The following is a 23,230-nucleotide window of genomic DNA, read 5'->3' as shown; positions in this document are numbered from 1 at the left end:
GAGACGGCGCCAGCGCGCCTCCTCAACCAGCGGCGAGCACCAGCTCCAGCACCAGCGCATCGACCCCGTCGCGGTAGTACCCCCGCCGCCGGTCGATCTCCACGAAGCCGGCCGCGGCGTAGAACGCGCGGCCGGCCTCGTTGTCCTCGCGGACCTCCAGCAGCACCCGCTCGGCGCCGGCGTCGCGGGCCGATCCCAGCGCGGCGGCCAGCAGCCGGGTGCCGGTGCCGGTGCGGCGCACCCCGGCGGCGATGCGCTGCAGGTCGGCGACCTCGCCGGCGACGCTGAGCACCGCCCAGCCGAGGTCGGGGCCGTCGCCGACCAGCGCGTACGGCAGCGCCTCGCGCACCAGCCGATGCGACCACGCCTCGCGGCCGAACGCGTCCTCCTCGAGCGCCAGCAGCCGGTCGACGTCGTCGGGGCCGGCGGCCCGGATGCTCATCGCGGCGCGGCGTCGGGGCGGCGCAGGTACATCGGCTCGGGGTCGACCAGCGGGTAGCGCTCGGCCACCACCAGATCGCACAGGACGGCCGCGCTTGGCAGCTCCGGTCGCCGCGCGTCGGGGAACGCCTCGGGGTAGAGCACCGCCCCCCGGCCCACCACCGGCTCGTCGGTGGCCGCCGTCGCGGGACTGAGCACCGCCGGCTCGTCGTGGCGCGCGCCGTCGACGTAGCGCGCGAGGTAGACCTCCTTGCGGCGGGCGTCGGAGGCGACGACGAAGTCCGAGAGGCCGCCGTCGACCGCCTCGGCCGCGAGCACGTCGAGGGTGCAGACCCCGTAGACGGGGATGCCCAGCGCCAGCGACATCGTGCGCGCCGTGACCAGGCCGACCCGCAGCCCGGTGAACGGCCCCGGCCCCACACCGACCGCTACCGCCGTGACGTCGGTGGTGATGGCGCCGGCCTGCTCGAGCACCGAGGCGATGCCGGGGGCGAGCATCTCGCCGTGGCGCATCTGCTCGTCGGCGGTGAAGGTGGCCACGACCTGCTCCCCGTCGTGGAGCGCGACGGTGACGCGTGCGGTCGCGGTGTCGAAGGCGAGGAGCATCAGGCCTCCAGGGCTCGCAGGTCGGTGTCGAACCAGCGTGGGCCGACCGGCGTCACCACGGCGTGGCGCACGTCGTCCTCGTCGCGCGCGAGGGCCACCTCGAGCCGGTCGTCGGCCAGCACCTCGGCCAGCCCCTCGCCCCACTCCACGACGGTGACGGCGCGGTCGGTGTCGGTGTCCAGGTCGAGGTCGTCGAGCTCGGCGCCGGAGCCCAGCCGGTAGGCGTCGACGTGCACCAGGTCGGGGCCCTCGGCGGTGGCGCGGTGCACCCGGGAGATGACGAACGTGGGCGAGGTGACGTGCCCGGCGACACCGAGCGCGTCGGCCAGCCCCTGGGTGAGCGTCGTCTTCCCGGCGCCCAGGTCGCCGGTGAGGATGACGAGGTCGCCGGAGCGCAGCACGCCGCCGAGCCGACCGCCCAGCGCACGGGTGTCGTCGGCCGTGGGCAGGTCCAGGCGCAGCGGCAGCATCTTGCGGAGGTAGAGCCGCGGACCCTCCCGGCCGGCCTCGGCGTACCCGAGCCGGTTCCAGAACCGGACGGTGGCCGGCAGCTCGGCGCGGGCCATCAGGCGGACGCCGGCGAAGCCGCGGCGGGCGGCCTCCTCCTCGGCCGCCGCGACCAGTGCCTGGGCGACGCCGGTGCCGCGACCCTGCTTGAGGGTGCCGACGCGTCGTAGCCCGAGCAGGCGGGGGGCTCGAGGCGCCGACTGCTCGGGCTCGGGCTCGAAGAGCAGGGTCGCCACGGGCTCGCCGTCGACCTCGCCGAGCAGACCGCCGTGCGCGGCGAGGGAGTCGCGCACGCTTTCCCACGTCTCGTCGGTGGCCGTCGCCGGGGGGTCGAGCGGCGGCCGGTCGCCGAAGGCGTCGTGGATGACGGCGAGCACGTCGGCTGCCCGCTCGGGGCCCACGAGGTCGACCCTCATCGCCGCAACGCCGCCGTGAACAGCTGCTCGAGGGCGGTGTTGACCAGGTCGGCCGCCTCGAAGATCACCATGTGGCCGGCGTCAGGCACCTCGAGCAGCCGGGCACCCTCGATCCGGGCCGCCATCTTGCGGCTGTGGCCCAGCGAGGTCAGCTTGTCCTTGGTGCCGCAGATGATGGTGGTGGGCACGGTCGAGAACGTACCGAGCACGTCGAACTTGTTCAGCGTCCGGAACCCCGGGAAGAACTCGGCCAGCACCTGGATGGGCGTCCCGGCGAGCATCTCGTCGAGGAACTCGACCTGCGTGGCCGGGGCCTCCCGGCCGAAGGCGAACCGGTCGGCCACCAGGAAGCCGATGTTGGAGCCGCGGGCACGGGCCGAGTCCACCAGCTCGGGGGCGTTGGCCAGGGCGGTCACCAGTCGCGGGGCGACCATGTCGCCCAGCTTGTCGGGGATGAACGGGCTCAGCGCCCGGTGAGGTCGCAGCCCGCCGGCCGTGGTGGCGATCAGCCCGACGCCGCGCACCCGCTCGGCGAAGACCTCGGGGTGACGCTCGGCGAACGTCATGATGCTCATCCCGCCCATCGAGTGACCCACCAGCACGACGTCGCCGTCGGGGACGAGCTCGGCGATGACGGTGGCCAGGTCGTCGCCCAGCTGCTCGATGGTGGCGTGCTCGCGCGGCGAGCGGCCCGACCGGCCGTGGGAGCGCTGGTCGTAGAACACCATCCGGTGACGCCCGCGCATCGCCTTGCGCTGGAAGTGCCAGCAGTCGAGGTTGAGCGCGTACCCGTGCACGAAGACGACGGTGGGCCGGCGCGGGTCCGGGCGCGCGCCGCTGGCGTACGGCGCGATCTCGTCGACCTCGGCGTGCAGCAGGGTCCCGTCGCCGGCCTTGACCTCGATCGCGGGCGAGCGCAGCGCCTTGTAGTCCTCGACCGCCTCGGCGCCGAGCCGGCGCGCCTTGACGACCCGACGCTCGACCACCACGGCCGCGGAGGCTGCCGCGAGGCCGGCTGCGCCGAGGCCGAGAGCCCGCTTGGCCCAGGTGTTCACCGCACTCCTCGGTAGGCGCGGTCGACGCGCGTGCCGCCGATCCGCGTGACGATCTCGTAGGAGATGGTCCCGCACGCCTCGGCCCAGTCCTGAGCCAGGGGTTCCCCGGCGTCGCCCGGCCCGAAGAGCACCACCTCGTCGCCGGCCCTCGCACCGAGCCCGGTGACGTCGACGACCAGCTGGTCCATGCAGACCCGGCCGAGCACCGGGCAGCGCGATCCGCGCACCAGCACCTCGGCACGGCTGCTGGCGTGGCGGGGCACGCCGTCGCCGTAGCCGAGCGGCACCACGGCGACCTCCATCGGCCGGTCGGCGACGAAGGTGTGGCCGTAGGAGACGCCGGCACCCGCCACGATCGGCTTGACCAGCGCCAGCTCGGTGCGCACCGTCATCGCGGGCCGCAGCCCGAGGTCGGCGCTGCTGGCCACCTGCGGCGCGGGGGTCAGGCCGTAGGTGGCGATGCCGACCCGGACGGCGTCGAACCGGGAGCCGGGGCGCAGCAGCGCGGCCGCGGAGTTGGCCAGGTGCCGCAGACCGGGGTCGACGCCGAGCTCCTCGGCCGTGGCCAGGGCCTCGCGGAACGCCTGCTCCTGGGCGTCGTTGGCGGGGTGCTCGGGCTCGTCGGAGCAGGCCAGGTGCGACCAGACCCCGCTGACGCTCACCGCCAGGTCGCGCGCCTGGGAGACCAGCCCCGCCCACGACGCGAGCGTCGAGCCGCCGCGCGAGAGCCCGGTGTCGACCTTCAGCTGCACGTCGGTGGCGCCCGCGGCCACGATCCGCCCGAGCTGCGCCACGTCGTAGGCGGTGAGCGTGACCCCGAAGCGTACGGCCGGTCGGTAGTCCTGGTCGGGCGTGGCCAGCCAGCACAGCAGCGGACCCTCGTCGCCCGCGCCCCGCAGCGCGACCGCCTCGTCGGGCGTGGCCACCGCCAGCCAGTCGGCCCCGGCCTCCCGGGCGGCGCGGGCGACGGCCACCATCCCGTGCCCGTAGCCGTCGGCCTTGACCACCACCATCAGCTGCGCCGGGGCCACCACCTCGCGCAGCCGCGCGACGTTGTGCCGCACCGCGTCGAGGTCGACGAGGATCTCAGCCATCGCTCACCAGGTCGCGGATCACGCCGGGCAGGGCCGCGGCGACGTCACTCGCGACGATCGGGCCGCCGGCCGAGGCCTCGGCGGCGGCCGCCCCGTGCAGCCAGACCGCGGCCGAGGCGGCGTCGAAGCCGTCGAGGCCGCTCGCGACGAGGGCACCGACGAGGCCCGCCAGCACGTCGCCCGCACCGGCCGTGCCCAGCCACGGCACACCCGTGCCGTTGGAGCGCACGCGGCCGTCGGGCGCGACCACCAGCGTCCGCCGGCCCTTGAGCGCCACCACGCACCACAGCTCGCCGGCGGCCCGCTTGGCGTACTCGAGCTGGTTCGCCTCGACCTCGGTCCGCTCCACGTCGAGCAGCCGCGCCAGCTCACCGGCGTGCGGGGTGAGCACGAGGTCGTCGCTGCGGTGCTGCCGCACGTGCTGGATCGCGTCGGCGTCGGCGACCACGGGGACCCCGTCGGCGAGGCTCTCGACCAGCGCCTGCTCGGCGTCGCCGGACCCGCCGGAGCCGACCACCCAGGCCTGCACCCGGCCCTCGCCGACGACGATCTCGGGGTGCCGCGCGCGGACGGCGTCGGCGGCGGAGCCGACGTAGCGCACCATGCCGGCCATGCCGCAGGCCGCACCCGAGGTGCACAGCACGGCAGCGCCGGGGTACCGCTCGGAGCCGGCGCGCACACCGACCACGCCGCGCGTGTACTTGTGGTCGAACGGGCCGGGCACGCGCAGCAGCCGGCGTACGTCGTCGGCCTGCAGGGCGGTGACCGCGGCGTCGGGGAGATCGAGCCCGATGTCGACCAGGTGCACCACGCCGCAGGCCTCGGCGGCGGGGTCCACCAGGTGCGCCACCTTGTGGGTGCCGAAGGTCACCGTCACCGCCGCGCTCACGTGGGCGCCGTCGAGCCGGCCGGTGTCGACGTCGACGCCCGAGGGCGTGTCCACCGCCACCACCGGCACGTCGGGGAACAGCCCCAGCGCCTCGACGGCCCGCTCGCTGAGTCCCGGGCGCCCGCCGATGCCGACGATGCCGTCGACGACCAGGTCGGGCCGGTGGGCCTCACCGACGGCGACCACCCGGCCGCCGACAGCGCGCAGCGCCGCCAGCCCGGCCTCGTGCACGTGCTCGGAGAGCCGCACCACCTCGACCGGCACCCCTCGGCGCGCCAGCAGCACGCCCGCGTAGAGAGCGTCGCCACCGTTGTCGCCACCGCCGACCAGGAGCAGCACCCGGGCGCCGTAGGACGTGCCGAGCAGGTCGGCGACCGCCGCGGCCAGACCGGCGGCCGCGCGCTGCATGAGCGCACCTCCGGGCAGCCTCGCCATCAGCTCGGCCTCGGCCGACCTGACCTGGTCCACGGTGTGGGCGCGTCTCACCGTCCCGATTATCCCGGCCCGTGTGCGAGGGTCGTCGGATGCGGCTGGTCCCGGGTGTCCTGTGCTGCTTGCTGGTCGCGGCCGGGTGCTCGGCCGGCGATCATCCGCCGAAGCGTGAGGGGACGCTCACCTTCGGCGGCACCTCCGACCCGAGCGCGGCGGTGCAGCGCGTCGACCTCGACCTGACCGGCAGCGACCCCAGGCAGGCGGTCGGTCTCGGTGGCCGCACGCGCACCCTGTACTACGCACCGCAGGAGGCGCCCGTCCCCGCGACCGTCCGGCTGCCCGGGGGTGTGCTGCACACGCCCGCCTTCCAGGTCACCGCCACCACCGCGCCCGTGGGCCGTCCGCATCCCCGCGTCCAGGGTGCCGAGCCGGCGTACCTGCTGGTGCTCGCCCACTACGACAGCGCGGACGAGGCGGTCGCGGCCGTCCGGTCACAGGCGGGCGTGCTGGGCATCGACCCGGCACAGGTCACCGGGAGCAGCGTCCTGCGCGGCGCCGCGGGCCGGGTCGCCGTGCTCGTGCAGGTCGTGCACGACGTCGACCACGGTGGCTACCAGATCGACTACGAGCTCGCCGCCACCCGCTCCTGAGCGGTCCTCAGCCCTCGAGCACCACCACGGCACTGGCGATGCCGGCGTCGTGCGACAGCGAGAGGTGGACGCTGGTGACGCCGAGCTCGTCGGCGCGGGCGAGCACCGTGCCCGAGAGCGCCAGCAGCGGGCGCCCGGAGACCTCCTTGACCACCTCGGCGTGGTGCCACTCCAGGTTGCCGGGAGCGCCGAGCGACTTGGCCAGCGCCTCCTTCGCGGCGAACCGTGCGGCCAGCGAGTTCAGCGGCAGTGCCGCCTCGGCCGGGGTGAAGAGGCGCTCGGAGAGCCGCGGGGTGCGCTCGAGCGACTCCGCGAAGCGCTCGACGTCCACGACGTCGATGCCGACGCCCACGATCATGCGGGCATCGCTACTCGACCGTGACGGACTTGGCCAGGTTGCGCGGCTGGTCGACGTCGTGGCCCTTCAGCGTGGCCAGCTCGCAGGCGAACAGCTGCAGCGGCACCACGGCGACCAGCGGCTGCAGCAGGGTCGGCACCCGCGGCAGCCGCAGCAGCGTGTCGGCGTAGGGCACGACGTCCTCGTCGCCGTTCTCGGCGAGCACCAGGGTGCGCGCGCCGCGGGCGCGGACCTCCTGGATGGCGCTGACCATCTTGTCGTGGAGCTGGTCGCGGCCTCGCGGGGGGATGACGCAGAACACCGGCAGCCGGTCCTCCACGAGCGCGATCGGACCGTGCTTGAGCTCGCCGGCGGCGAACCCCTCGGCGTGGATGTAGGCCAGCTCCTTGAGCTTGAGCGCCCCCTCCAGCGCCACCGGGAAGCCGGCGTGGCGGCCCAGGAACAGCACCGCCCGGGCGGCCTCGAGCTCGCGGGCGAGGGCGTAGACCTCCTCGGCGCCGTCGAGCACCGCCTGCACGTGGCCGGGCACGCGCTCCAGCTCGGTGACGATGGCGGCGATCTCGTCGCCGTACATCGTGCCTCGCACCTGCGCCAGGTAGAGCCCGAGCAGGTAGCAGGCCACCATCTGGGTCAAGAAGCCCTTGGTGGAGGCGACGCCGATCTCGGGACCGGCGTGGGTGTAGATGACGGCGTCGGACTCGCGCGGGATGGTGGAGCCGTTGGTGTTGCAGATCGCCAGCACCTTGGCCCGCTGCTCGCGGGCGTGCCGGATGGCCATGAGGGTGTCGGCGGTCTCGCCGGACTGGCTGATCGCGACGACCAGGGTGTTGCGGGTGAGGATCGGGTCGCGGTAGCGGAACTCGTGGGAGAGCTCGACCTCGCAGGGGATGCGGGTCCAGTGCTCGATGGCGTACTTGGCCACCAGGCCGGCGTAGCCCGCGGTGCCGCAGCCGATGATGATGATGCGGTCGATCTCGCGCAGGTCCTCCTCGGAGAGGCGCAGCTCGTCCAGCTGCAGCCGACCGGCGTCGGTGTGGCGGCCCAGCAGCGAGTCGGCCACGGCTCGCGGCTGTTCGAAGATCTCCTTGCGCATGAACCAGTCGTAGCCGTCCTTCTCGGCCGCGGAGAGGTCCCAGTCGACGTGGTAGGCGGTGCCCTGCGCCGCGCCGCCGTCGAAGTCGGTGACGACGACCTCGTCGCGGGTGAGGGTGACGACCTGGTCCTGGCCCAGCTCGAGCGCGTCGCGGGTGTGCTCGATGAACGCGGCGACGTCGGAACCGAGGAAGTTCTCTCCCTCCCCCAGGCCGACCACCAGCGGGGAGTTACGACGCGCCGCCACGACGCGGTCGGGGTCCTCGGCGTCGACGGCCACCAGCGTGAAGGCGCCCTCGAGCCGACGACACACCTGCTGCATCGCCGTGGTCAGGTCGGAGCCGGCCACCACGGCGCGCTCTACCAGCTGGACCGCGATCTCGGTGTCGGTGTCGGAGAGCTGCTCGACGCCCTCGGCCAGCAGCTCCTCGCGCAGCCGCGCGAAGTTCTCGACGATGCCGTTGTGCACCAGCGCCACGCGGCCGGCCGGGCCCAGGTGCGGGTGGGCGTTGCGGTCGGTGGGCCCGCCGTGCGTGGCCCAGCGGGTGTGGCCGATGCCCGTGGTCGAGGCCGGCAGCGGCTGCTCCCCGATGGCCTTCTCCAGGTTGGCCAGCTTGCCCGCGCGCTTGTCGGCGGCGATCGCGCCGTCGGCGACCACCGCGATGCCGGCCGAGTCGTAGCCGCGGTACTCCATGCGCCGCAGGCCCTCGACGACGACGTCGCGAGCCTGCCGTTGACCGACGTAACCGACGATTCCGCACATGGGCACGAGTGTAGAGAGCCCCGTAGGCCACAATCGTCGCCATGACGCACGAGCTCTCGCCGTACGTCGAGCTCGACCGGACCGCCTGGGCCGCGCTGGCCGACGGGGATCATGGCGTCGCGCCGCTCTCGGCCCCGGAGATCGAGCAGGTGCGCGGGCTCGGCGACCAGCTGGACCTCCACGAGGTCGAGCAGGTCTACCTGCCCCTGTCGCGGCTCCTGAGCCTCCACGTGCGCGCCCGGGGTGCGCTGCACCGTGCCCAGGAGGAGTTCCTCCGCCGGCCGCAGCCGCCGAGGACCCCGTTCGTGATCGGGCTGGCGGGCTCGGTGGCGGTGGGCAAGTCCACCACCGCCCGCGTGCTGCAGCAGATGCTGGCGCACTGGCCCGAGCACCCCTCGGTCGCCCTGGTCACCACCGACGGGTTCCTGCTGCCGAACGCCGAGCTCGAGCGTCGCGGCATCTTGCACCGCAAGGGCTTCCCGGAGTCCTACGACCGCAGGGCGCTGCTCTCGTTCGTCGTCGACATCAAGTCCGGCAAGGACGAGGTGCCGGCGCCGACCTACTCCCACCTGGTCTACGACGTCGTGCCCGACGAGCAGGTGGTCGTACGCCATCCCGACGTCGTCATCGTCGAGGGCCTCAACGTGCTGCAGCCCGCCCGGGTGCAGGCCGACGGCCGCTCGGGCCTGGCGGTGAGCGACTTCTTCGACTTCTCGGTGTACGTCGACGCCGCCGAGAGCGACATCAAGCACTGGTACACCGAGCGCTTCCTGCGGCTGCGCGAGACCGCGTTCCGCGACCCGGCCTCCTACTTCGCCAAGTACGCCGGGCTCAGCGACGAGGAGGCGGTGCTGGAGGCGACCCGGCTGTGGTCGTCGATCAACGGGCCCAACCTGCGCGAGAACATCCGGCCCACCCGCTCGCGCGCGACCCTGGTGCTGCGCAAGGACTCCGACCACTCGGTGCGCTACGTGCGGCTGCGGAAGCTGTGATGCTCCACCTCGAGCTGCGCGTCCCCACACCGCTGACCGACCAGGTGGTCGGCCTGCTGTGCGACGACGACACCGTCACCAACGTCGCGGTCGTGCCCGAGGCGTTCCGCAAGCCCGCGGGCTGCCTCGTGCTCGCCGACGTCGCGCGCGAGAACGCCAGCGTGGTGGTGGGCCGGCTCAAGGAGCTCGGCCTGGAGCGGGAGGGGTCGATCGCCCTGCTGCCGCTCGACACCGTGCTCAGCGACGAGGCCGACCGCGCCGAGCGTGCTGCGCCCGGCGCCCCCGACGACGGCGTGGTGTGGGACGCCGTGGAGCAGCGGCTGCGCTCGGAGTCGCGGGTGACCTGGGTGTTCTTGGTGTTCATGACGTTGGCCGCGCTCATCGCCGGCGCCGGCCGCATCCTCGACCAGCCCATCTTGATCGTGGGGGCGATGGTGGTGGGCCCGGAGTTCTCCCCGATCGCGGCGATCTGCTTCGCCCTGGCCCGGCCGCGTCCGGCGCTGCTGCCGCGGGCCGTGCTCGCGCTCGTCGTCGGCTTCGGGGCGGCGGTGGCGGTCTCCACCGCCGCCTGGGCCGTGGCCTACGCCGCCGGGGCCTTCAGCCGGCACGACGCCTCGACGGGCGCGCTGACCGACTTCATCGTCAAGCCCGACGGCTGGTCCTTCGTCGTCGCCTGCCTGGCCGGGGTCGCGGGCACCGTGTCGCTGACGACCAACAAGTCCGGACCGCTGGTGGGGGTGTTCATCTCGATCACGACCATTCCGGCCGTCGGGACCGCCGCGGTGTGCCTGGCCGCCGGCGTGTGGTCGGAGGTGGGGTCCGCGGTGGTCCAGCTCGGCATCAACGTCGCCGGGCTGGTGCTCGCGGGCACCCTCACGATGGTGGTGCAGCGGGCGGTGTGGTCGCGGGTCGGGGTCCCCCGGTCCGCTTCTGGAGCTCTGCGAGGCGCTCGACGGGGCGGAAGCCCAACTGCTCGTTGATGCCGACCATGTGGCTGTTCACCTCCGCGTTCCAGGTGAACACGGTCCGCGCCGCAGGGTGCTCGCGGGCGAAGGCACGCAGGTTCGCCACCTTCACCGCCGCTCCCAGCCGGTGCCCGCGGTGGGCGCGGGAGACCAGCGTCCCCCACTGGTAGCAGCGGTGCGGCTCGTGCACGCTGGTGCCCATCACGGTCAGCGCGACCACCTCGTCGCCCTGCAGCGCCAGTGTCGTGGTCCAGCTGCGGCCCTGCGCGGTGCGGACGCGCTCCTCCTCGCGCAGCGCCGCGACGTCGGGGCTCATCGCCTCCTTCTCCAGCTCGCCGGTGGGCGCCTCGACCTCCAGCAGGGCGTTGAGCGCGGCGAACGACCCGACGACGTCGTCGGGCAGCGGGCCCTCGTAGCTGCGCAGCTCGTAGGCCTCGTGGTGCGGCGCCGCCTCCGCGGCCAGGCGGTCGAGGGACTCGTCGTCGGCGGGCAGGTCGAGCACGCGCATCACGTCGCCGATGCCCACGACGTACCCACGGCGGGTGGCGAAGTCCAGGTCGGCGCTGGTCGACGCGTCATAGGGGTAGGAGATCTCGGCGTTGAGCAGCGTGCGGCCGGCCGCGCCCGCGAGCGCCTCCAGGTGCTCGAGCATCGCCGCGCCGTACCCGTGGCGGCGGCGGCCGGGGCGCGTGCCGAGGTTGAGCGAGGCCGAGGTGGTGTTGTCCAGCTGGGGCAGCGACAGCTCACCGACCGCGACCATCTCGCCGTCGACGACCCCGGCGTGCACCGAGTAGCGGCGGCGAAGACCGGGCTCGAGCAGCTCGGCGCGGATCTCCTCGTACTGCCACGGCACCGCGTACGGCCGTTCGTGGGAAGCGGCGGTGGCGTAGGTGTCGTGCCAGGCCCGCAGCAGCTCCCCGTCGCGTGGATCGACCTCGCTGATCTGCATGTCGGCGAGGCTATGCTGGCCGCGGCGCACAGGTCGCCTCCGGTCCGCGGACAGGGCTCAGCCCACCTGAGCAGCACCAGCTCACCCTGCACACCCCTCTTTCGCCCCGAGCACGCGGACATCGGGACCTGACGCGAAGGAGGCCACCGTGCCCGATCACGACCCCACCCACTGGCGGCTGCCGGACCACCCATCGCTGGAGTGGCTCAAGCGGCGGGCCAAGCGGCTGCGCCGCCTCGTCGACGACGGCGACCCGCAAGCGCTCTCGCTGGTCGAGCGGTACGACCCCGGCGCGGGTCCGGTCACCCTGAGCCGCGCCCAGCGCGTCGTCGCCCGCGCCCACGGCTACGCCGGCTGGTCGCGCCTGGTCGCCGACGTCCGGCAGCGCGAGGCGCTGAGCCGGCCGATGGCACCGACGTCGGACGCCGACGACGACGTCGAGGCGTTCCTGCGCGCGGCGGTGCTCAGCTACACCGAGCCGCTCGCCGAGCCGGTGCCCGAGCCGTCGCGGACGACCGTGCACACGCTCGCCGCCCTGGGACGCGCCGACGAGCTGGCGGCAGTGCTCGACGCGGACCCGTCGCTGGTGCGCGCCGAGGGCGGACCGCACGCCTGGGTGCCGCTGCTCTACCTCTGCTACTCCCGCGTGCCGCAGGCCGACGCCGTGGGCACGCTGCGGCTGCTGCTCGACCGCGGCGCCGACCCGGACGCCGGGTTCCTCTGGCAGGGGATGCCCTCGCCGTTCACCGCCCTGACCGGGGTGCTGGGCGGCGGCGAGCGCGGTGAGCCGCCGCACCCGCAGGCGGTGTGGCTGGCCACGATGCTGCTGGACGCCGGAGCCGACCCCAACGACAACCAGGCCTTCTACAACCGCGCCTTCGAGCCCGACGACAGCCACCTGCCGCCGCTGCTCTCCCACGGCGCCGGGCACGAGCGGCCCTCGCCGTGGCGCGACCGGCTCGGCCGGGCGTACCCCTCACCGGCGCAGATGGTGGGCGAGCACCTGCGCTCGGCGGCCGCCGCGGGGTTCGCGCAGCGGGTGAGTCTGCTGCTCGCCGCGGGCGTCTCCCCCGACACCCGCGGCTACCACCCGGTGCTGGGTGACGCGACGGCCTACGAGGTGGCCGTGACCCGCGGCCAGACCGAATGTGCCGCCCTGCTCGCCGACGCGGGCGCCGACACGTCCGGCCTCGACGAGGACGACCTGACGCTCGGCCGCGCGCTCGCGGGCACGGCGGAGCCCGGCCATCCGGCTGTGGACGGCCTCCCCGACCGCCGCCCCGACGCGATGCGGCTGGCCGCCGAGCTGCACGGCGTCGCAGCGCTCGAGGCCCTGGTGGCGCTGGGCTACGACATCAGCACCCCCGGCCGCTGGCGCACCACCGCCCTGCACGAGGCGGCCCTACGCGGCAATGAGGAGATGTGCCGCTGGCTGCTCGAGCGCGGCGCCTCGACGACCGCGCGTGACGAGCGGTTCGACGCCACCCCGGCGGGCTGGGCCGACCACGCCGGCCACGCCGAGCTGGCGGAACTGCTCGAAACGGACGTCGACTGACCGGAACTCGTCTCCGCGACCGTTTCTGAAGCGAATTTCCGGGGGTTTTGCCGGGTGCCCGGCAAAACCCCCGCGACGCGCCGGCCTACAACCCCAGCCGCACCTTCACGACCCCGGCCAACCGGTCGGCCACGTCCTGCGCCTGCTCGACGGTGGGGGCCTCGACCATGACCCGCACCAGCGGCTCGGTGCCGGAGGAGCGCAGCAGCACCCGGCCCTGCTCACCGAGCTCGGCCTCGGCCTGCGCGACCGCCGCGCTGACCTCCGGGTCGTGCGAGGCGCGGGCCTTGTCGACGCCGGGGACGTTGACCAGCACCTGCGGCAGCCGGGTGACCACGCCGGCCAGCTCGGCCAGCGAGGAGCCGGTGCGCGCCATCCGCTCCAGCACGTGCAGCGCGGCCAGCAGGCCGTCGCCGGTGGTGGCGTGGTCGGTCATGATCACGTGCCCGGACTGCTCGCCGCCCAGGTTGAAGCCGCCCGCCCGCATCGCCTCGAGCACGTAGCGGTCGCCGACCGCGGTGGTGCGCACCGTGACGCCGGCCGCGCGCATCGCGGTCAACAGGCCGAGGTTGCTCATGACGGTCACGACGAGGGTGTCCTCGCGCAGCTGCTGCTGCTCGCGCATCGCCAGCGCGAGGATCGCCAGCAGCTGGTCGCCGTCGACCGTCTCGCCGGCGGCGTCCACGGCCAGGCAGCGGTCGGCGTCGCCGTCGACGGCGAACCCGGCGTCGGCGCCGTGCTCGATCACGGCGGCGCGCAGCACGTCGAGGTGGGTCGAGCCGCAGCCGTCGTTGATGTTGAGGCCGTCGGGCGAGGCGCAGATCGCGATCACCTCGGCGCCGGCGCTCGCCAGCGCCCGGGGGCCGACGACGGACGCGGCGCCCTGGGCGCAGTCGAGCACGACGCGCAACCCGGCGAGCGGGGCGTCGAGGGTGCCGACCAGGTGGGCGGCGTACTCGTCGACGGCGGTGGGGTGCGTGCTGACCCGGCCCACGGCCGCGCCGGTGGGGCGCTGCCAGGGCTCGCCGAGGCGCTGCTCGACGGCGTCCTCGAGGGTGTCGTCGAGCTTCACCCCGCCGCGGGCGAAGAACTTCACCCCGTTGTCGGGCATCGGGTTGTGCGAGGCCGAGAGCATGACGCCCAGGTCGGCGCCGAGCGCCGCGGTCAGGTGGGCGACGCCGGGGGTGGGCAGCTCGCCGAGCAGCAGCACGTCGACGCCGGCCGAGGCCAGCCCGGCCACCACCGCGGCCTCGAGGAACTGCCCGGAGATCCGGGTGTCACGGCCGACGACGGCGAAGGGCCGGCCGTTCCATCCACTGGTGTGCTCGAACGCGCCGGCCTCGCCGAGCACATGGGCCGCGGCGACCGAGAGGTCCAGGGTCAGCTCGGCGGTCAGCTCGCCGTTCGCCAGTCCCCGGACCCCGTCGGTCCCGAAGAGTCGTGCCACTTACCGCTTGGAGAACTGCGGAGCCTTGCGCGCCTTCTTCAGACCGGCCTTCTTGCGCTCGATGACGCGCGGGTCGCGCGTGAGGAGCCCGGCCCGCTTCAGCGAGGGGCGGTTGGCCTCGACGTCGATCGCGTTCAGCGCACGCGCCACGCCCAGGCGCAGCGCGCCGGCCTGACCGGTGATGCCGCCGCCGTGGATGCGGGCGATGACGTCGAAGCGGCCGACCAGGTCGGTGGTCACGAAGGGCTCGTTGACGACCTGCTGGTGCAGCTTGTTCGGGAAGTAGGAGTCCAGCGCACGGCCGTTGACCGTCCACTCGCCGGTGCCGGGCACCAGGCGGACGCGGGCGACGGCCTCCTTGCGGCGGCCGGTGGCCGCGGCGGGGGCGATGGTGGCGGGACGGGCCGGAGCGTCGGCGCTCGGCGCGCTCTCGGAGGAGTAGGCGATGCCATCCTCGTTGACCGTGAAGGTCTCCTCGGACTCGGTGGTCTCAGTCATGTGTGTGCCTTCGCTTCAGGGTCTACTGGGAGATCTGCGTGATCTCGAAGGGCTGTGCCTGCTGGGCCTGGTGGGGGTGCTCCGGGCCGGAGTAGACCTTGAGCTTCTTGAGCATCTGGCGACCGAGGCGGTTCTTGGGGAGCATGCCCCAGACCGCCCGCTCGATGACCTTGCGGGCGTCCTTGTCGAGCTGGTCGCCGACGGCGATCGAGCTCAGACCACCCGGGTAGCCGGAGTGCCGGTACAGCTTCTTGGTGGTCTTCTTGTCACCGGCGATCGCGACCTTGGCGGCGTTGACGACGATGACGAAGTCACCGGTGTCGACGTGCGGGGCGAACATCGGCTTGTGCTTGCCGCGCAGCAGGTTGGCGACCTGGACCGCGAGGCGGCCCAGGACGACGTCGCTCGCGTCGATGACGTGCCACTGGCGCTGGATGTCGCCGGGCTTGGGTGAGTACGTGCTCACGTAGCGGACCTTCTCGTTCGTCGGTCCCGGGCACAGGAGTTGCGCCCGGGTGGTGGAGCTGCGCCTCTGACGAACACTGCCCGGCTTCACCTCATCCGGGTCTGCACCGACACTGCGAGGAGTCTCGGCGCGGCAGGGGACGCGACCGACAAATGTACCGGCCGGTCCGCGGGAGCGTCAAAACGCGGACCGGCAGTTCACCCCTGCGCCCTGCGCATTAGGTTGGGAGCAGTCCTCCCAGAAGGAGATGCCTCGTGAACGACGCGCCGAGCGGCGACACCCTGACCGTCCGCGACAACCGTACGGGTCAGGAGTACGAGATCGCGATCACCGACAACACCATCCGTGCCGGTGACCTCAGTCAGATCAAGACCGACGACGACACCCCCGGTCTGGCCACCTACGACCCGGGGTTCACCAACACCGCCTCCTGTCGCAGCTCGGTGACCTACATCGACGGCGAGAAGGGGATCTTGGAGTACCGCGGCTACCCGATCGAGCAGCTGGCGGAGCAGTCCAGCTTCCTCGAGGTGGCCTACCTGCTCGTCAACGGGACGCTGCCGTCGAAGACCGAGTACGAGCAGTGGGTGCACGACGTCACCTACCACACGTTCGTGCACGAGAACGTCAAGAGCTTCATGCAGGGCTTCCGCTACGACGGGCACCCGATGGGCATGCTGGAGGCCTCTGTCGGCGCGCTGTCGACCTTCTACCCCGAGTCGGCCAACATCTCCGACCCCGACAACCGCTACATCCAGATCGTGCGGATGATCGCGAAGATGCCGACGCTGGGCGCCTGGGCGTTCCGGCACGGCCAGGGCAAGCCGTACGTCTACCCCGACAACGACCTGTCCTACACCGCCAACTTCCTCTCGATGCTGTTCAAGATGAGCGAGCAGAAGTACGAGCCCGACGAGCGGCTGGTCAACGCCCTCGACGTGCTGCTCATCCTGCACGCCGATCACGAGCAGAACTGCTCGACCAACGCGGTCCGCTCCGTCGGCTCCTCCCAGGTCGACCCGTACTCCGCGGTCGCGGCCGGCATCGGCGCCCTCTACGGCCCGCTGCACGGTGGCGCCAACGAGGCCGTGCTGCGCATGCTGCGCCGCATCGGGTCGAAGGAGGAGATCCCCGACTTCATCAAGGGCGTGAAGGACGGCAACGAGCGGCTGATGGGCTTCGGCCACCGGGTCTACAAGAACTACGACCCGCGGGCGAAGATCATCAAGAAGGCCTGCGACGACGTCTTCGAGGTCACCGGCGTGAACCCGCTGCTGGAGATCGCCCAGGAGCTGGAGAAGATCGCGCTCGAGGACGAGTACTTCATCAAGCGCAAGCTGTACCCGAACGTCGACTTCTACTCCGGGCTGATCTACGAGGCCTTCCAGTTCCCGCCGGAGATGTTCACGGTGCTGTTCGCCATCGGGCGCACGCCGGGCTGGCTGGCGCAGTGGCTGGAGATGGTCCAGGACAAGGACCAGAAGATCGCCCGGCCCAAGCAGATCTACACCGGCGACCGCGGGCTGGAGTTCACCCCGGCATCGCAACGCTGGGGCCAGTAGGTTCCAGCGCCGCCGACTCGACCTCCAGCAGCGAGGCCGAGTGGCGTTCGGCCTCGAACGCCGCTCGGCCGCCGCGGAGGCCGAAGAGCCGCTTGGTGTAGAGGATGTAGACCACGGCGAAGACGTTGACCAGCAGCGCCGCCACGCGCAGCCAGGTGACGCGCTCGAGGATCTCGTAGACCTCGAGCGGCACGAAGATCCCCGTGCCCACGACGGCCAGGTACTCCCCCCACCGTTTCATCAGCCACAGCCCGGTTCCCTCCCCGAGCTGCAGCGCCGCGTACGCGAGCACCGCGGCCGCCACCAGCATCAGTGTGGAGTGGCGCAGCGCGAGCGCATGCTGGATCAACCGCACCGGGCCGGTGTTCTGCAGGTCGATGCCGACCCGGTCGGCGGCCGTGCGGAAGGCCGGCAGGTAGCGGTCGAAGACCTGCTGCAGGGAGTCGCGGGCGCCGTTGAAGCGGTAGATGCCGTAGGCCAGCGCGAGCAGGAGCAGGCCGCGCACGAAGCGCTCGACGGCGAGCAGGCGCAAGATGAAGGCGTCGCGCAGCGCCGGTCCGCGCAGCACCAGCGGTGCGTCGGCGGCCGGCCCCGAGCCGTGGGGCGCGCCGAGGACGAAGTCGCCGCAGCGCAGGCAGCGCCACGCCTCCCCCGCCTCGGTGGTGGCCGTCAGCCGGTGCGCCAGCGCCTCCTCGGTGGGCCGGTACGTCACGTGGCCGTGCCGGCCGCAGGAACGCAGGTTCCAGTCGAAGTCCTCGAACGGGCGCGCCACAGCGCTAAGCGTAGGCGTGCTCGCTGTCGCGACGCTGAAGCCGGCGGACGTCGGGCACCGTCACCGCCGCGAGCACGCTGGCGGCCAGCACCAGGCCGACGACCGCGAGCCAGGCGTGGAAGCCGACGCCCGCAGCCACGGGGCCCGTCAGCGCCAGACCGACCGGTCGGGCGATGAAGGAGCCGATCATGTCGAAGGAGTACACCCGGCTCAGCTTCTCGGGGGCGACGTTCTCCTGTATCGAGAGGTCCCAGCCGACGCTGAAGACCTCGAGCCCGAAGCCGTGCACGAAGGCGCCGGCCAGCACCACCGGCAGCTGGTCCGACCAGGCCATGGCCAGCGGGAACGCCGCGGTGAGGCCGAGGAACCAGGTGCCGACGTAGAGGGGCCGGGCCGGTCGCCAGCGGGTGCACAGCAGGCCACCGACGACGAAGCCGACCATCATCGCCGAGAGCGCGTAGCCCCAGGCGGGCCGGCCCAGCTCGCGGCCGACGACGATCGGGCCGAGCACGCCCTGGGCGCCGCCGTAGAACAGGTGGTAGAGCATGGCCTGGCCGATCAGCACCCACAGCCAGGTGTGCCGCATGACCTCGCGGAACCCGGCGGCGACCTCGCCGAGCAGCCCGGTGCGCACCGTGGCCGGTAGCGCGGGCACGTGGATCCGCGCGAAGCACGCGGCCGCCCAGGCGAAGCTGGCCGCGTCGAGGGCGAGCGCCCAGCCGCTCCCGGCCCAGGCGACCAGCAGCCCGGCCAGACCCGCGCCCACCACGACTCCCAGGTTCTGCCCGATCCTCCGCCAGGCGATGGCGCGCGCGAGCAGGGCGGCCGGCACGGTCTGCGGCGTGATGGCCGAGGAGCTGGGGTTGCCGAGCGCCCCCAGGGCGCCGTTGACGACGCCGACCGCCGCCAGCAGCGGCAGGCTCGACCAGCCGCCGATCAGCGAGGCGGCGGCGACCCCCTGCGAGACGGCGGCCAGGGCCGAGGAGCCCACCATCATCACGGTGCGCGGCAACCGGTCGCCCAGGACACCGCCGAACACCACGGCGGCTACGTCGGCCAGGGCGTAGAGGCCGACGACGATGCCCAGGTCCGTGGCGTCGCCGCCGAGGTCGAGCACCGCGAAGGCCAGCGCCACCGGGGCGACCCCGCTGCCCAGGCTGCTCACCGAGGCACCCGCCACCAGCCGGCGGAAGGCCGGGTGACGGATCGGGCTGTCGCTCACCCGGCCGAAAGTAGTTCGCTAGCGAACTATTCGTCAACTAACCACCGGTACGCTGCTGCCGTGCCCAAGGACGCCGCCGACCTGCACGTGGAGCGCTGGCGCGACCACTGGGTGCTCGAGGACGACTTCGACGACGGCATCGAGGCGATGACGTTCCGGCTGCACCAGCTGGTGCGCCACCTGCGCGCGACGACGAAGGCGGCGCTGGCCGAGGTCGGGCTGCAGGACTTCGAGTACGACACCCTGCACCGGCTGATGATCCGCGAGACCCCGGGCCGCGCGTCCCCGGGCGAGCTCGCCCAGGAGACCGGCGTCTCCAACGCCGGGATGACCGGGCGGCTGGACTCGCTGGAGAAGAAGGGCTGGCTCAAGCGGGTGCCGGGCACCGAGGACCGCCGCCGGGTCGACGTCGAGATCACCCGGGCGGGCATGCGCATCTGGAACCGGGCGATGAACCTGCGCGGCCGCGCCGAGGACGAGGTCGGCAGCGTGCTCTCCGCACGCGAGCTGGCCACCCTCAACCGGCTGCTGCGCAAGATGACCCTGTACGTCGAGGACGAGGAGACCCGATGAGGCTGGCGATCCACTGCGCGGACCTGAGCTACCCCACCCCGCTGGCGCAGACGCTGGCCTCGGTGGCGCAGGTGGCCGACGAGGGTGGCGTGACGACGCTGACGATGATGGACCACTGGTTCCAGATGGAGAACCTCGGCGGCCCGTCGGAGCCGATGCTCGAGGGCTACACCTCGCTGGGCTACCTGGCCGCGCTCACCTCGCGGATCGAGCTCGGACTGCTGGTCACCGGCGTCACCTACCGCCATCCCGGCCTGCTGGCCAAGGTCGTCACCACCCTCGACGTGCTCTCCGGCGGCCGGGCCGTGCTCGGCATCGGCGCGGCCTGGTACGAGCGCGAGCACCAGGGTCTCGGGGTGCCGTTCCCGCCCACCGCCGAGCGGTTCGAGCGGCTGGAGGAGGCACTGCGGATCTGCCGTCAGATGTGGAGCGAGGACGACGGACCCTTCGAGGGCGAGCACTACCGGCTGGCCGAGACGGTGTGCGTCCCGGCCCCGGCACGACCCGGCGGTCCTCGCGTGCTGATCGGTGGCAGCGGCGAGCGCAAGACGCTGCGGCTGGTCGCCCAGTACGCCGACGCCTGCAACCTCTTCGACCTCGGCCCCGACGCCGTCCGGCACAAGCTGGAGGTGCTCGACGGGCACTGCGCCGACGTCGGGCGCGACCCCGGCGAGGTGCAGCGCACGGTCATCACCGGCGAGGACCCGTTCGGCAGCGGCTTCCTGCCGCGCATGGCCGACTACGCGGCGCTCGGCGTCGAGCAGGTCTGGGTCTCGCCGCCGCACGACGACGCGGTGGCCTGGACCGAGCGGGCGTGCACCGAGCTGCTCCCCCGGCTGCGCGAGCTGGGATGAGGGTCGCCGTCGTCGGGCTCGGCTCGGCCGGCCCCGCGCTGGCCCTGCTGTTGGCCGACGCCGGCCACGAGGTGGAGGTGCTCGAGCGCGAGCCGGATCCCGGACCGGTCGGAGCGGGCATCTGGCTGCAGCACCTGGGCCAGGAGGTGCTCGACCGGCTCGGCCTGCTCGACGGCCTGCGAGCGGTGTCCCGGCCCGTCGACCGCGTGGAGGGCGTCACCGTCTCCGGCCGCACGGTGATGGACTTCGGCTACGCCGACCTGCCCGGCGCCACCCCAGCGCTCGGAGTGAACCGCGGCGCGCTGTTCTCGCTGCTCCACCGGGCGCTGCTCGGCTCCGCGGCGCGGGTGCGCACCGGAGTCACCGTCACCGGCGTCCGGCCCGCCGCCGGCGGCGCGGTGGTGGAGACCGGGGCCGGCGATCTGGGTCCCTACGACCTGGTGGTCGGGGCCGACGGCTCGCGCAGCGTCGTGCGGGCCGCCCTGGGCGTCACGCGGCGCGACCGGGCGTACGGCTACGGCGCCCTGTGGGCCGTGGTCGAGGACCCCGAGGGCGTCGCCGGCAGCGTGCTGCACCAGTGCTTCGACGGCACCCGCCGCTACTTCGGCGTGCTGCCCACCGGCATCGGGCAGGCCTCGGTGTTCTGGTCGGTGCCCACGGCTGCGGCGACGGCCCGCGACCCCGCGGGTTGGCGCGCCGAGGCGGCCCGCTTCGCCGGGCGGTACTCACCGCTGCTCGCGAACGTCGAGACGCTGCTGCCGGCCACGTACCGCGACGTCGCCGTCAGCACGCCGTACCGCCTCGCCGCGGGCGCTGCCGCGGTGCTGGTCGGCGACGCCGCCCACGCGATGAGCCCGCAGCTGGGAGCCGGGACGTCGCTGGCCCTGGCCGACGCCTGGGTGCTGGCCGAGGAGCTCACCGGCGACCAGCCGCTGGCCAGCGCGCTGGCCGCCTACGCCCGCCGCCGCGCCGCGCACTGGCGCTGGTACCGGCTGTGGACCCGCGCCATGGTCCCGGCCTTCCAGAGCGACCTCGACGCCCTCGCGGCGCCGCGCGACCTGCTGGCCGGACCCGTCGGCCGCGTGCCCTGGATCCGGGCGCAGGCGGTGGCGACCCTGGTCGGGGACCGGACGTCGCCGTGGACCCGCGTCGGCCTCTAGCGGGCTAGTACCAGAGGGCGTGGGCCAGGCGTCGCACGGCCTCGCGCAGCGAGTGACCGGCGGTGACCACCCGGTCGTGGCTGTCGCGCAGCACCATGCCGGCCACCGCGCCCACCAGGGTCAGCAGCAGCACGGCCGCGCCCACCACGAACCAGCCGTAGCGCGACAGCAGGGCGTAGACCAGGGCCACCAGGGCCAGCGCGGTGCCGGCCAGGAACCACGGGAGGTAGGAGCGCGGACCGGTCCGGGTCGGGTCGTACGCCATGGGCCGGATCGTGCCAAAACCCTCCGCGACGAGCCAAAACCTGCAGGTCACACCCGCCGGTCGCGCTCCTGCCAGTAGGGCTGGCGCAGGTCGCGCTTGAGGATCTTGCCGGTGGGGTTGCGCGGCAGCGCCTCGAGCACGTCGACCGACGTCGGGCACTTGAAGCGGGCCAGGTGCTCACGGCAGTAGGCGATGAGCTCCTCCTCCCCCGCATCGGCGCCCGCCCGCAGCGAGACGACCGCCTTCACCGTCTCGCCCCAGCGGTCGTTGGGAACGCCGATGACGGCCACCTCCGCGACCGCCGGGTGCTCGGCCAGCACGCGCTCCACCTCGGGGGAGTACACGTTCTCGCCCCCGGTGATGATCATGTCCTTGAGCCGGTCCTCGACGTAGACGTAGCCGTCGGCGTCCACGCGGCCCATGTCGCCCGTGCGGAACCAGCCATCGTCGGTGATCACCGCCGCGGTCTCCTCCGGCCGGTGGAGGAACCCCTTCATCAGCTGCGGCGTGCGGAACCACAGCTCGCCGTGCTCGTCGACCCCGACGTCGCTCAGCGTCGCCGGGTCGACCACGCGCAGCTCCGCCTCCGCGATCGGCTTGCCCGCCGAGACCAGCCGCTCGGGGTGCTCGGGGTCGCGGTGCTCGGCCGGCATCAGGTGGGTGATGACGCCGCAGACCTCGGTGAGCCCGTAGACCTGGATGAAGTCGGTCGCGGGCCACGCCTCGATGGCCGCGCGCAGCAGCGGCAGCGGCATGGGCGCGGCGCCGTAGGTGTAGGTCTTGAGCCGCCCGAAGACCGCGATCGCCTCGGGCCCGGACTGCAGCACCTGCGCGAGCACCGCGGGCACCAGGAAGGTGCGGTTCGCGCCCTGAAAGATCGCGGCGGCCAGCGAGGCACCGTCGGGGTCGCGGGTCATGACGCTGGCCACGCCGTCGTGGATGCCGAACAGCACGTAGGACGAGCCGCCGACGTGGAAGAGCGGCATCGCCACCAGGTTCTTGTCGCCAGGGTCGAAGCTCCAGCCCTCGTGCGCGTTCACGGTGTGGCGGATCAGGTTGCGCTGGCGCAGCTGCACGCCCTTGGGGCGGCCGGTGGTGCCGCTGGAGTACATCACCAGGCAGACGTCCTCGGGGTCGACGTCCTCACCGCGTGGGCGCGGCGAGGCGGCCGCCAGCAGCGCCTCGTACTCGTCGCCCTCCCCGCCGTCGGGGGTGAGCACGACGACGTGCTCCACCGTGGTGAGCCGTTCGCGGATGCGCTCCACCAGTGGCATCAGCTCGGCCCCCACCAGCAGCACCGTGGCGCCCGCGTCGTTGACCGCGTGGTCCACCTCGTCGCCGGCGAGCCGGAAGTTCACGATCGCGTTGGCCGCGCCCAGGGTGGCCGCGGCCAGCGTCAGCTCCACGCAGGCGGGGTGGTTCTTGTCCAGGAAGGAGACGACGTCTCCGCGCCCCACCCCCCAGGCGCTGAGCGCCCCCGCCAGCCGCCGCACCCGGTCGTCGAGCTGCGACCAGGTCCAGGTGCGGTCGAGGTAGGTGATCGCGTCCGCGTCGGGCGTCGTGGCGGCCCAGTGGGCGAGGCGGTCGTCGAGGAACCGCGGCTCCGGGGCGTCGTGGGCAACCGGCTGCGCGGCGGTCTGCGTCATG

24 protein-coding genes are annotated in these 23,230 nt (G+C 73.4%); 8 read left to right on the top strand and 16 right to left on the bottom strand.

Annotated features, from left to right (window positions below):
* Positions 1–22 precede the first annotated feature (22 nt).
* The 6 genes from D9V37_RS01615 to D9V37_RS01590 are packed head-to-tail and all read right to left on the bottom strand — an operon-like array spanning position 23 to position 5,494.
* Positions 23–442, bottom strand: coding sequence for a GNAT family N-acetyltransferase (locus tag D9V37_RS01615; protein ID WP_121804373.1), 420 nt, complete (start codon positions 440–442; stop codon positions 23–25).
* Positions 439–1,047 (bottom strand): tRNA (adenosine(37)-N6)-threonylcarbamoyltransferase complex dimerization subunit type 1 TsaB, encoded by a 609-nt coding sequence (gene tsaB, locus D9V37_RS01610; RefSeq protein WP_198412313.1) that lies wholly within the window; start codon positions 1,045–1,047, stop codon positions 439–441. Before tsaB ends, D9V37_RS01615 begins: the two co-directional genes overlap by 4 nt.
* The gene (gene tsaE / locus D9V37_RS01605; RefSeq protein ID WP_121804372.1) at positions 1,047–1,970 is read right to left on the bottom strand and encodes a tRNA (adenosine(37)-N6)-threonylcarbamoyltransferase complex ATPase subunit type 1 TsaE; all 924 of its coding nucleotides are present in this window, start codon (positions 1,968–1,970) and stop codon (positions 1,047–1,049) included. Before tsaE ends, tsaB begins: the two co-directional genes overlap by 1 nt.
* On the bottom strand, positions 1,967–3,025 hold the full coding sequence (locus tag D9V37_RS01600; RefSeq protein WP_121804371.1) for an alpha/beta fold hydrolase: 1,059 nt from the start codon (positions 3,023–3,025) through the stop codon (positions 1,967–1,969). Before D9V37_RS01600 ends, tsaE begins: the two co-directional genes overlap by 4 nt.
* Positions 3,022–4,119 carry an alanine racemase gene (gene alr, locus D9V37_RS01595; protein ID WP_121804370.1) on the bottom strand — a complete coding sequence of 366 codons (1,098 nt, stop codon included), beginning with the start codon at positions 4,117–4,119 and terminating at the stop codon, positions 3,022–3,024. The genes D9V37_RS01600 and alr overlap by 4 nt, the downstream gene beginning before the upstream one ends.
* A complete protein-coding gene (locus D9V37_RS01590) occupies positions 4,112–5,494 on the bottom strand; it encodes an NAD(P)H-hydrate dehydratase (RefSeq protein WP_121804369.1) in 1,383 nt (460 codons plus the stop codon). The genes alr and D9V37_RS01590 overlap by 8 nt, the downstream gene beginning before the upstream one ends.
* 38 nt (positions 5,495–5,532) lie before the next feature.
* Here D9V37_RS01590 and D9V37_RS01585 point away from each other — a divergent pair, with 38 nt between their 5' ends.
* Positions 5,533–6,090, top strand: a complete 558-nt coding sequence (locus D9V37_RS01585) for a hypothetical protein (protein ID WP_121804368.1) — start codon at positions 5,533–5,535, stop codon at positions 6,088–6,090.
* Positions 6,091–6,097: 7 nt separating this feature from the next.
* Here the strand turns inward: D9V37_RS01585 and D9V37_RS01580 are convergent, their stop codons facing one another.
* Both D9V37_RS01580 and glmS read right to left on the bottom strand, forming a co-directional pair.
* The gene (locus D9V37_RS01580) at positions 6,098–6,448 is read right to left on the bottom strand and encodes a holo-ACP synthase (protein WP_121804367.1); all 351 of its coding nucleotides are present in this window, start codon (positions 6,446–6,448) and stop codon (positions 6,098–6,100) included.
* Positions 6,449–6,458: 10 nt separating this feature from the next.
* Positions 6,459–8,303, bottom strand: coding sequence for a glutamine--fructose-6-phosphate transaminase (isomerizing) (gene glmS, locus D9V37_RS01575; protein ID WP_121804366.1), 1,845 nt, complete (start codon positions 8,301–8,303; stop codon positions 6,459–6,461).
* A 41-nt stretch (positions 8,304–8,344) separates the two neighbouring features.
* On the opposite strand from glmS, the gene coaA reads away from it, so the two are divergent.
* Entirely contained in the window at positions 8,345–9,295 is a 951-nt protein-coding gene (gene coaA / locus D9V37_RS01570) for a type I pantothenate kinase (protein WP_121804365.1), read from the top strand.
* Entirely contained in the window at positions 9,295–10,275 is a 981-nt protein-coding gene (locus tag D9V37_RS01565) for a DUF389 domain-containing protein (protein ID WP_121804904.1), read from the top strand. The genes coaA and D9V37_RS01565 overlap by 1 nt, the downstream gene beginning before the upstream one ends.
* On the opposite strand, the gene D9V37_RS01560 is transcribed toward D9V37_RS01565, so the two are convergent.
* Positions 10,169–11,209: a GNAT family N-acetyltransferase gene (locus tag D9V37_RS01560; RefSeq protein ID WP_121804364.1), complete on the bottom strand. Its 1,041-nt coding sequence runs from the start codon at positions 11,207–11,209 to the stop codon at positions 10,169–10,171. The genes D9V37_RS01565 and D9V37_RS01560 overlap by 107 nt on opposite strands.
* Positions 11,210–11,357: 148 nt before the next feature.
* Between D9V37_RS01560 and D9V37_RS01555 the strand changes: the two genes are divergently transcribed.
* Positions 11,358–12,764: an ankyrin repeat domain-containing protein gene (locus D9V37_RS01555; RefSeq protein WP_121804363.1), complete on the top strand. Its 1,407-nt coding sequence runs from the start codon at positions 11,358–11,360 to the stop codon at positions 12,762–12,764.
* An 85-nt stretch (positions 12,765–12,849) separates the two neighbouring features.
* On the opposite strand, the gene glmM is transcribed toward D9V37_RS01555, so the two are convergent.
* From glmM to rplM, 3 genes are read right to left on the bottom strand one after another with little or no spacing between them, the layout of a single operon-like run.
* Complete coding sequence (gene glmM, locus D9V37_RS01550) at positions 12,850–14,211, bottom strand: phosphoglucosamine mutase (protein ID WP_121804362.1); 1,362 nt, start codon at positions 14,209–14,211, stop codon at positions 12,850–12,852.
* Complete coding sequence (gene rpsI / locus D9V37_RS01545; RefSeq protein ID WP_121804361.1) at positions 14,212–14,709, bottom strand: 30S ribosomal protein S9; 498 nt, start codon at positions 14,707–14,709, stop codon at positions 14,212–14,214.
* Positions 14,710–14,731: 22 nt separating this feature from the next.
* On the bottom strand, positions 14,732–15,175 hold the full coding sequence (rplM, locus tag D9V37_RS01540; protein WP_121804360.1) for a 50S ribosomal protein L13: 444 nt from the start codon (positions 15,173–15,175) through the stop codon (positions 14,732–14,734).
* A 254-nt stretch (positions 15,176–15,429) separates the two neighbouring features.
* Here rplM and D9V37_RS01535 point away from each other — a divergent pair, with 254 nt between their 5' ends.
* Complete coding sequence (locus tag D9V37_RS01535; RefSeq protein ID WP_121804359.1) at positions 15,430–16,737, top strand: citrate synthase; 1,308 nt, start codon at positions 15,430–15,432, stop codon at positions 16,735–16,737.
* Here D9V37_RS01535 and D9V37_RS01530 read toward each other — a convergent pair.
* Both D9V37_RS01530 and D9V37_RS01525 read right to left on the bottom strand, forming a co-directional pair.
* Positions 16,706–17,509, bottom strand: a complete 804-nt coding sequence (locus D9V37_RS01530) for a DUF2127 domain-containing protein (protein WP_121804358.1) — start codon at positions 17,507–17,509, stop codon at positions 16,706–16,708. The two genes, D9V37_RS01535 and D9V37_RS01530, sit on opposite strands and share 32 nt — an antisense overlap.
* Positions 17,510–17,513: 4 nt before the next feature.
* Positions 17,514–18,731 (bottom strand): MFS transporter, encoded by a 1,218-nt coding sequence (locus D9V37_RS01525; protein ID WP_121804357.1) that lies wholly within the window; start codon positions 18,729–18,731, stop codon positions 17,514–17,516.
* A gap of 60 nt (positions 18,732–18,791) precedes the next feature.
* Between D9V37_RS01525 and D9V37_RS01520 the strand changes: the two genes are divergently transcribed.
* From D9V37_RS01520 to D9V37_RS01510, 3 genes are read left to right on the top strand one after another with little or no spacing between them, the layout of a single operon-like run.
* Positions 18,792–19,304 (top strand): MarR family winged helix-turn-helix transcriptional regulator, encoded by a 513-nt coding sequence (locus tag D9V37_RS01520; RefSeq protein WP_232524676.1) that lies wholly within the window; start codon positions 18,792–18,794, stop codon positions 19,302–19,304.
* Positions 19,301–20,158: an LLM class F420-dependent oxidoreductase gene (locus D9V37_RS01515; RefSeq protein WP_121804356.1), complete on the top strand. Its 858-nt coding sequence runs from the start codon at positions 19,301–19,303 to the stop codon at positions 20,156–20,158. Before D9V37_RS01520 ends, D9V37_RS01515 begins: the two co-directional genes overlap by 4 nt.
* Entirely contained in the window at positions 20,155–21,318 is a 1,164-nt protein-coding gene (locus D9V37_RS01510; protein ID WP_121804355.1) for an FAD-dependent oxidoreductase, read from the top strand. Before D9V37_RS01515 ends, D9V37_RS01510 begins: the two co-directional genes overlap by 4 nt.
* Positions 21,319–21,322: 4 nt before the next feature.
* On the opposite strand, the gene D9V37_RS01505 is transcribed toward D9V37_RS01510, so the two are convergent.
* Together D9V37_RS01505 and D9V37_RS01500 are read right to left on the bottom strand one after the other, a co-directional pair.
* Positions 21,323–21,583, bottom strand: a complete 261-nt coding sequence (locus D9V37_RS01505) for a hypothetical protein (protein WP_121804354.1) — start codon at positions 21,581–21,583, stop codon at positions 21,323–21,325.
* Positions 21,584–21,630: 47 nt separating this feature from the next.
* Positions 21,631–23,229, bottom strand: coding sequence for a long-chain-fatty-acid--CoA ligase (locus D9V37_RS01500; protein WP_121804353.1), 1,599 nt, complete (start codon positions 23,227–23,229; stop codon positions 21,631–21,633).
* Position 23,230 lies beyond the last annotated feature (1 nt).

This window comes from Nocardioides mangrovicus, assembly GCF_003674065.1.
In the GTDB taxonomy this organism is placed as follows: domain Bacteria; phylum Actinomycetota; class Actinomycetes; order Propionibacteriales; family Nocardioidaceae; genus Marmoricola; species Marmoricola mangrovicus.
This window is presented reverse-complemented; position numbering and strand designations above follow the sequence as displayed.

Bases quoted from the DNA above. Each gene is read 5' to 3' on its own strand.
- D9V37_RS01565 (WP_121804904.1), top strand. From the start codon at position 9,295: ATGCTCCACCTCGAGCTGCGCGTCCCCACACCGCTGACCGACCAGGTG.
- tsaB (WP_198412313.1), bottom strand. From the start codon at position 1,047: ATGCTCCTCGCCTTCGACACCGCGACCGCACGCGTCACCGTCGCGCTC.
- rpsI (WP_121804361.1), bottom strand. From the start codon at position 14,709: ATGACTGAGACCACCGAGTCCGAGGAGACCTTCACGGTCAACGAGGAT.
- D9V37_RS01500 (WP_121804353.1), bottom strand. From the start codon at position 23,229: ATGACGCAGACCGCCGCGCAGCCGGTTGCCCACGACGCCCCGGAGCCG.
- D9V37_RS01585 (WP_121804368.1), top strand. From the start codon at position 5,533: ATGCGGCTGGTCCCGGGTGTCCTGTGCTGCTTGCTGGTCGCGGCCGGG.
- tsaE (WP_121804372.1), bottom strand. From the start codon at position 1,970: ATGAGGGTCGACCTCGTGGGCCCCGAGCGGGCAGCCGACGTGCTCGCC.
- glmS (WP_121804366.1), bottom strand. From the start codon at position 8,303: ATGTGCGGAATCGTCGGTTACGTCGGTCAACGGCAGGCTCGCGACGTC.
- D9V37_RS01515 (WP_121804356.1), top strand. From the start codon at position 19,301: ATGAGGCTGGCGATCCACTGCGCGGACCTGAGCTACCCCACCCCGCTG.
- D9V37_RS01505 (WP_121804354.1), bottom strand. From the start codon at position 21,583: ATGGCGTACGACCCGACCCGGACCGGTCCGCGCTCCTACCTCCCGTGG.
- coaA (WP_121804365.1), top strand. From the start codon at position 8,345: ATGACGCACGAGCTCTCGCCGTACGTCGAGCTCGACCGGACCGCCTGG.
- D9V37_RS01580 (WP_121804367.1), bottom strand. From the start codon at position 6,448: ATGATCGTGGGCGTCGGCATCGACGTCGTGGACGTCGAGCGCTTCGCG.
- alr (WP_121804370.1), bottom strand. From the start codon at position 4,119: ATGGCTGAGATCCTCGTCGACCTCGACGCGGTGCGGCACAACGTCGCG.
- D9V37_RS01615 (WP_121804373.1), bottom strand. From the start codon at position 442: ATGAGCATCCGGGCCGCCGGCCCCGACGACGTCGACCGGCTGCTGGCG.
- D9V37_RS01510 (WP_121804355.1), top strand. From the start codon at position 20,155: ATGAGGGTCGCCGTCGTCGGGCTCGGCTCGGCCGGCCCCGCGCTGGCC.
- D9V37_RS01560 (WP_121804364.1), bottom strand. From the start codon at position 11,209: ATGCAGATCAGCGAGGTCGATCCACGCGACGGGGAGCTGCTGCGGGCC.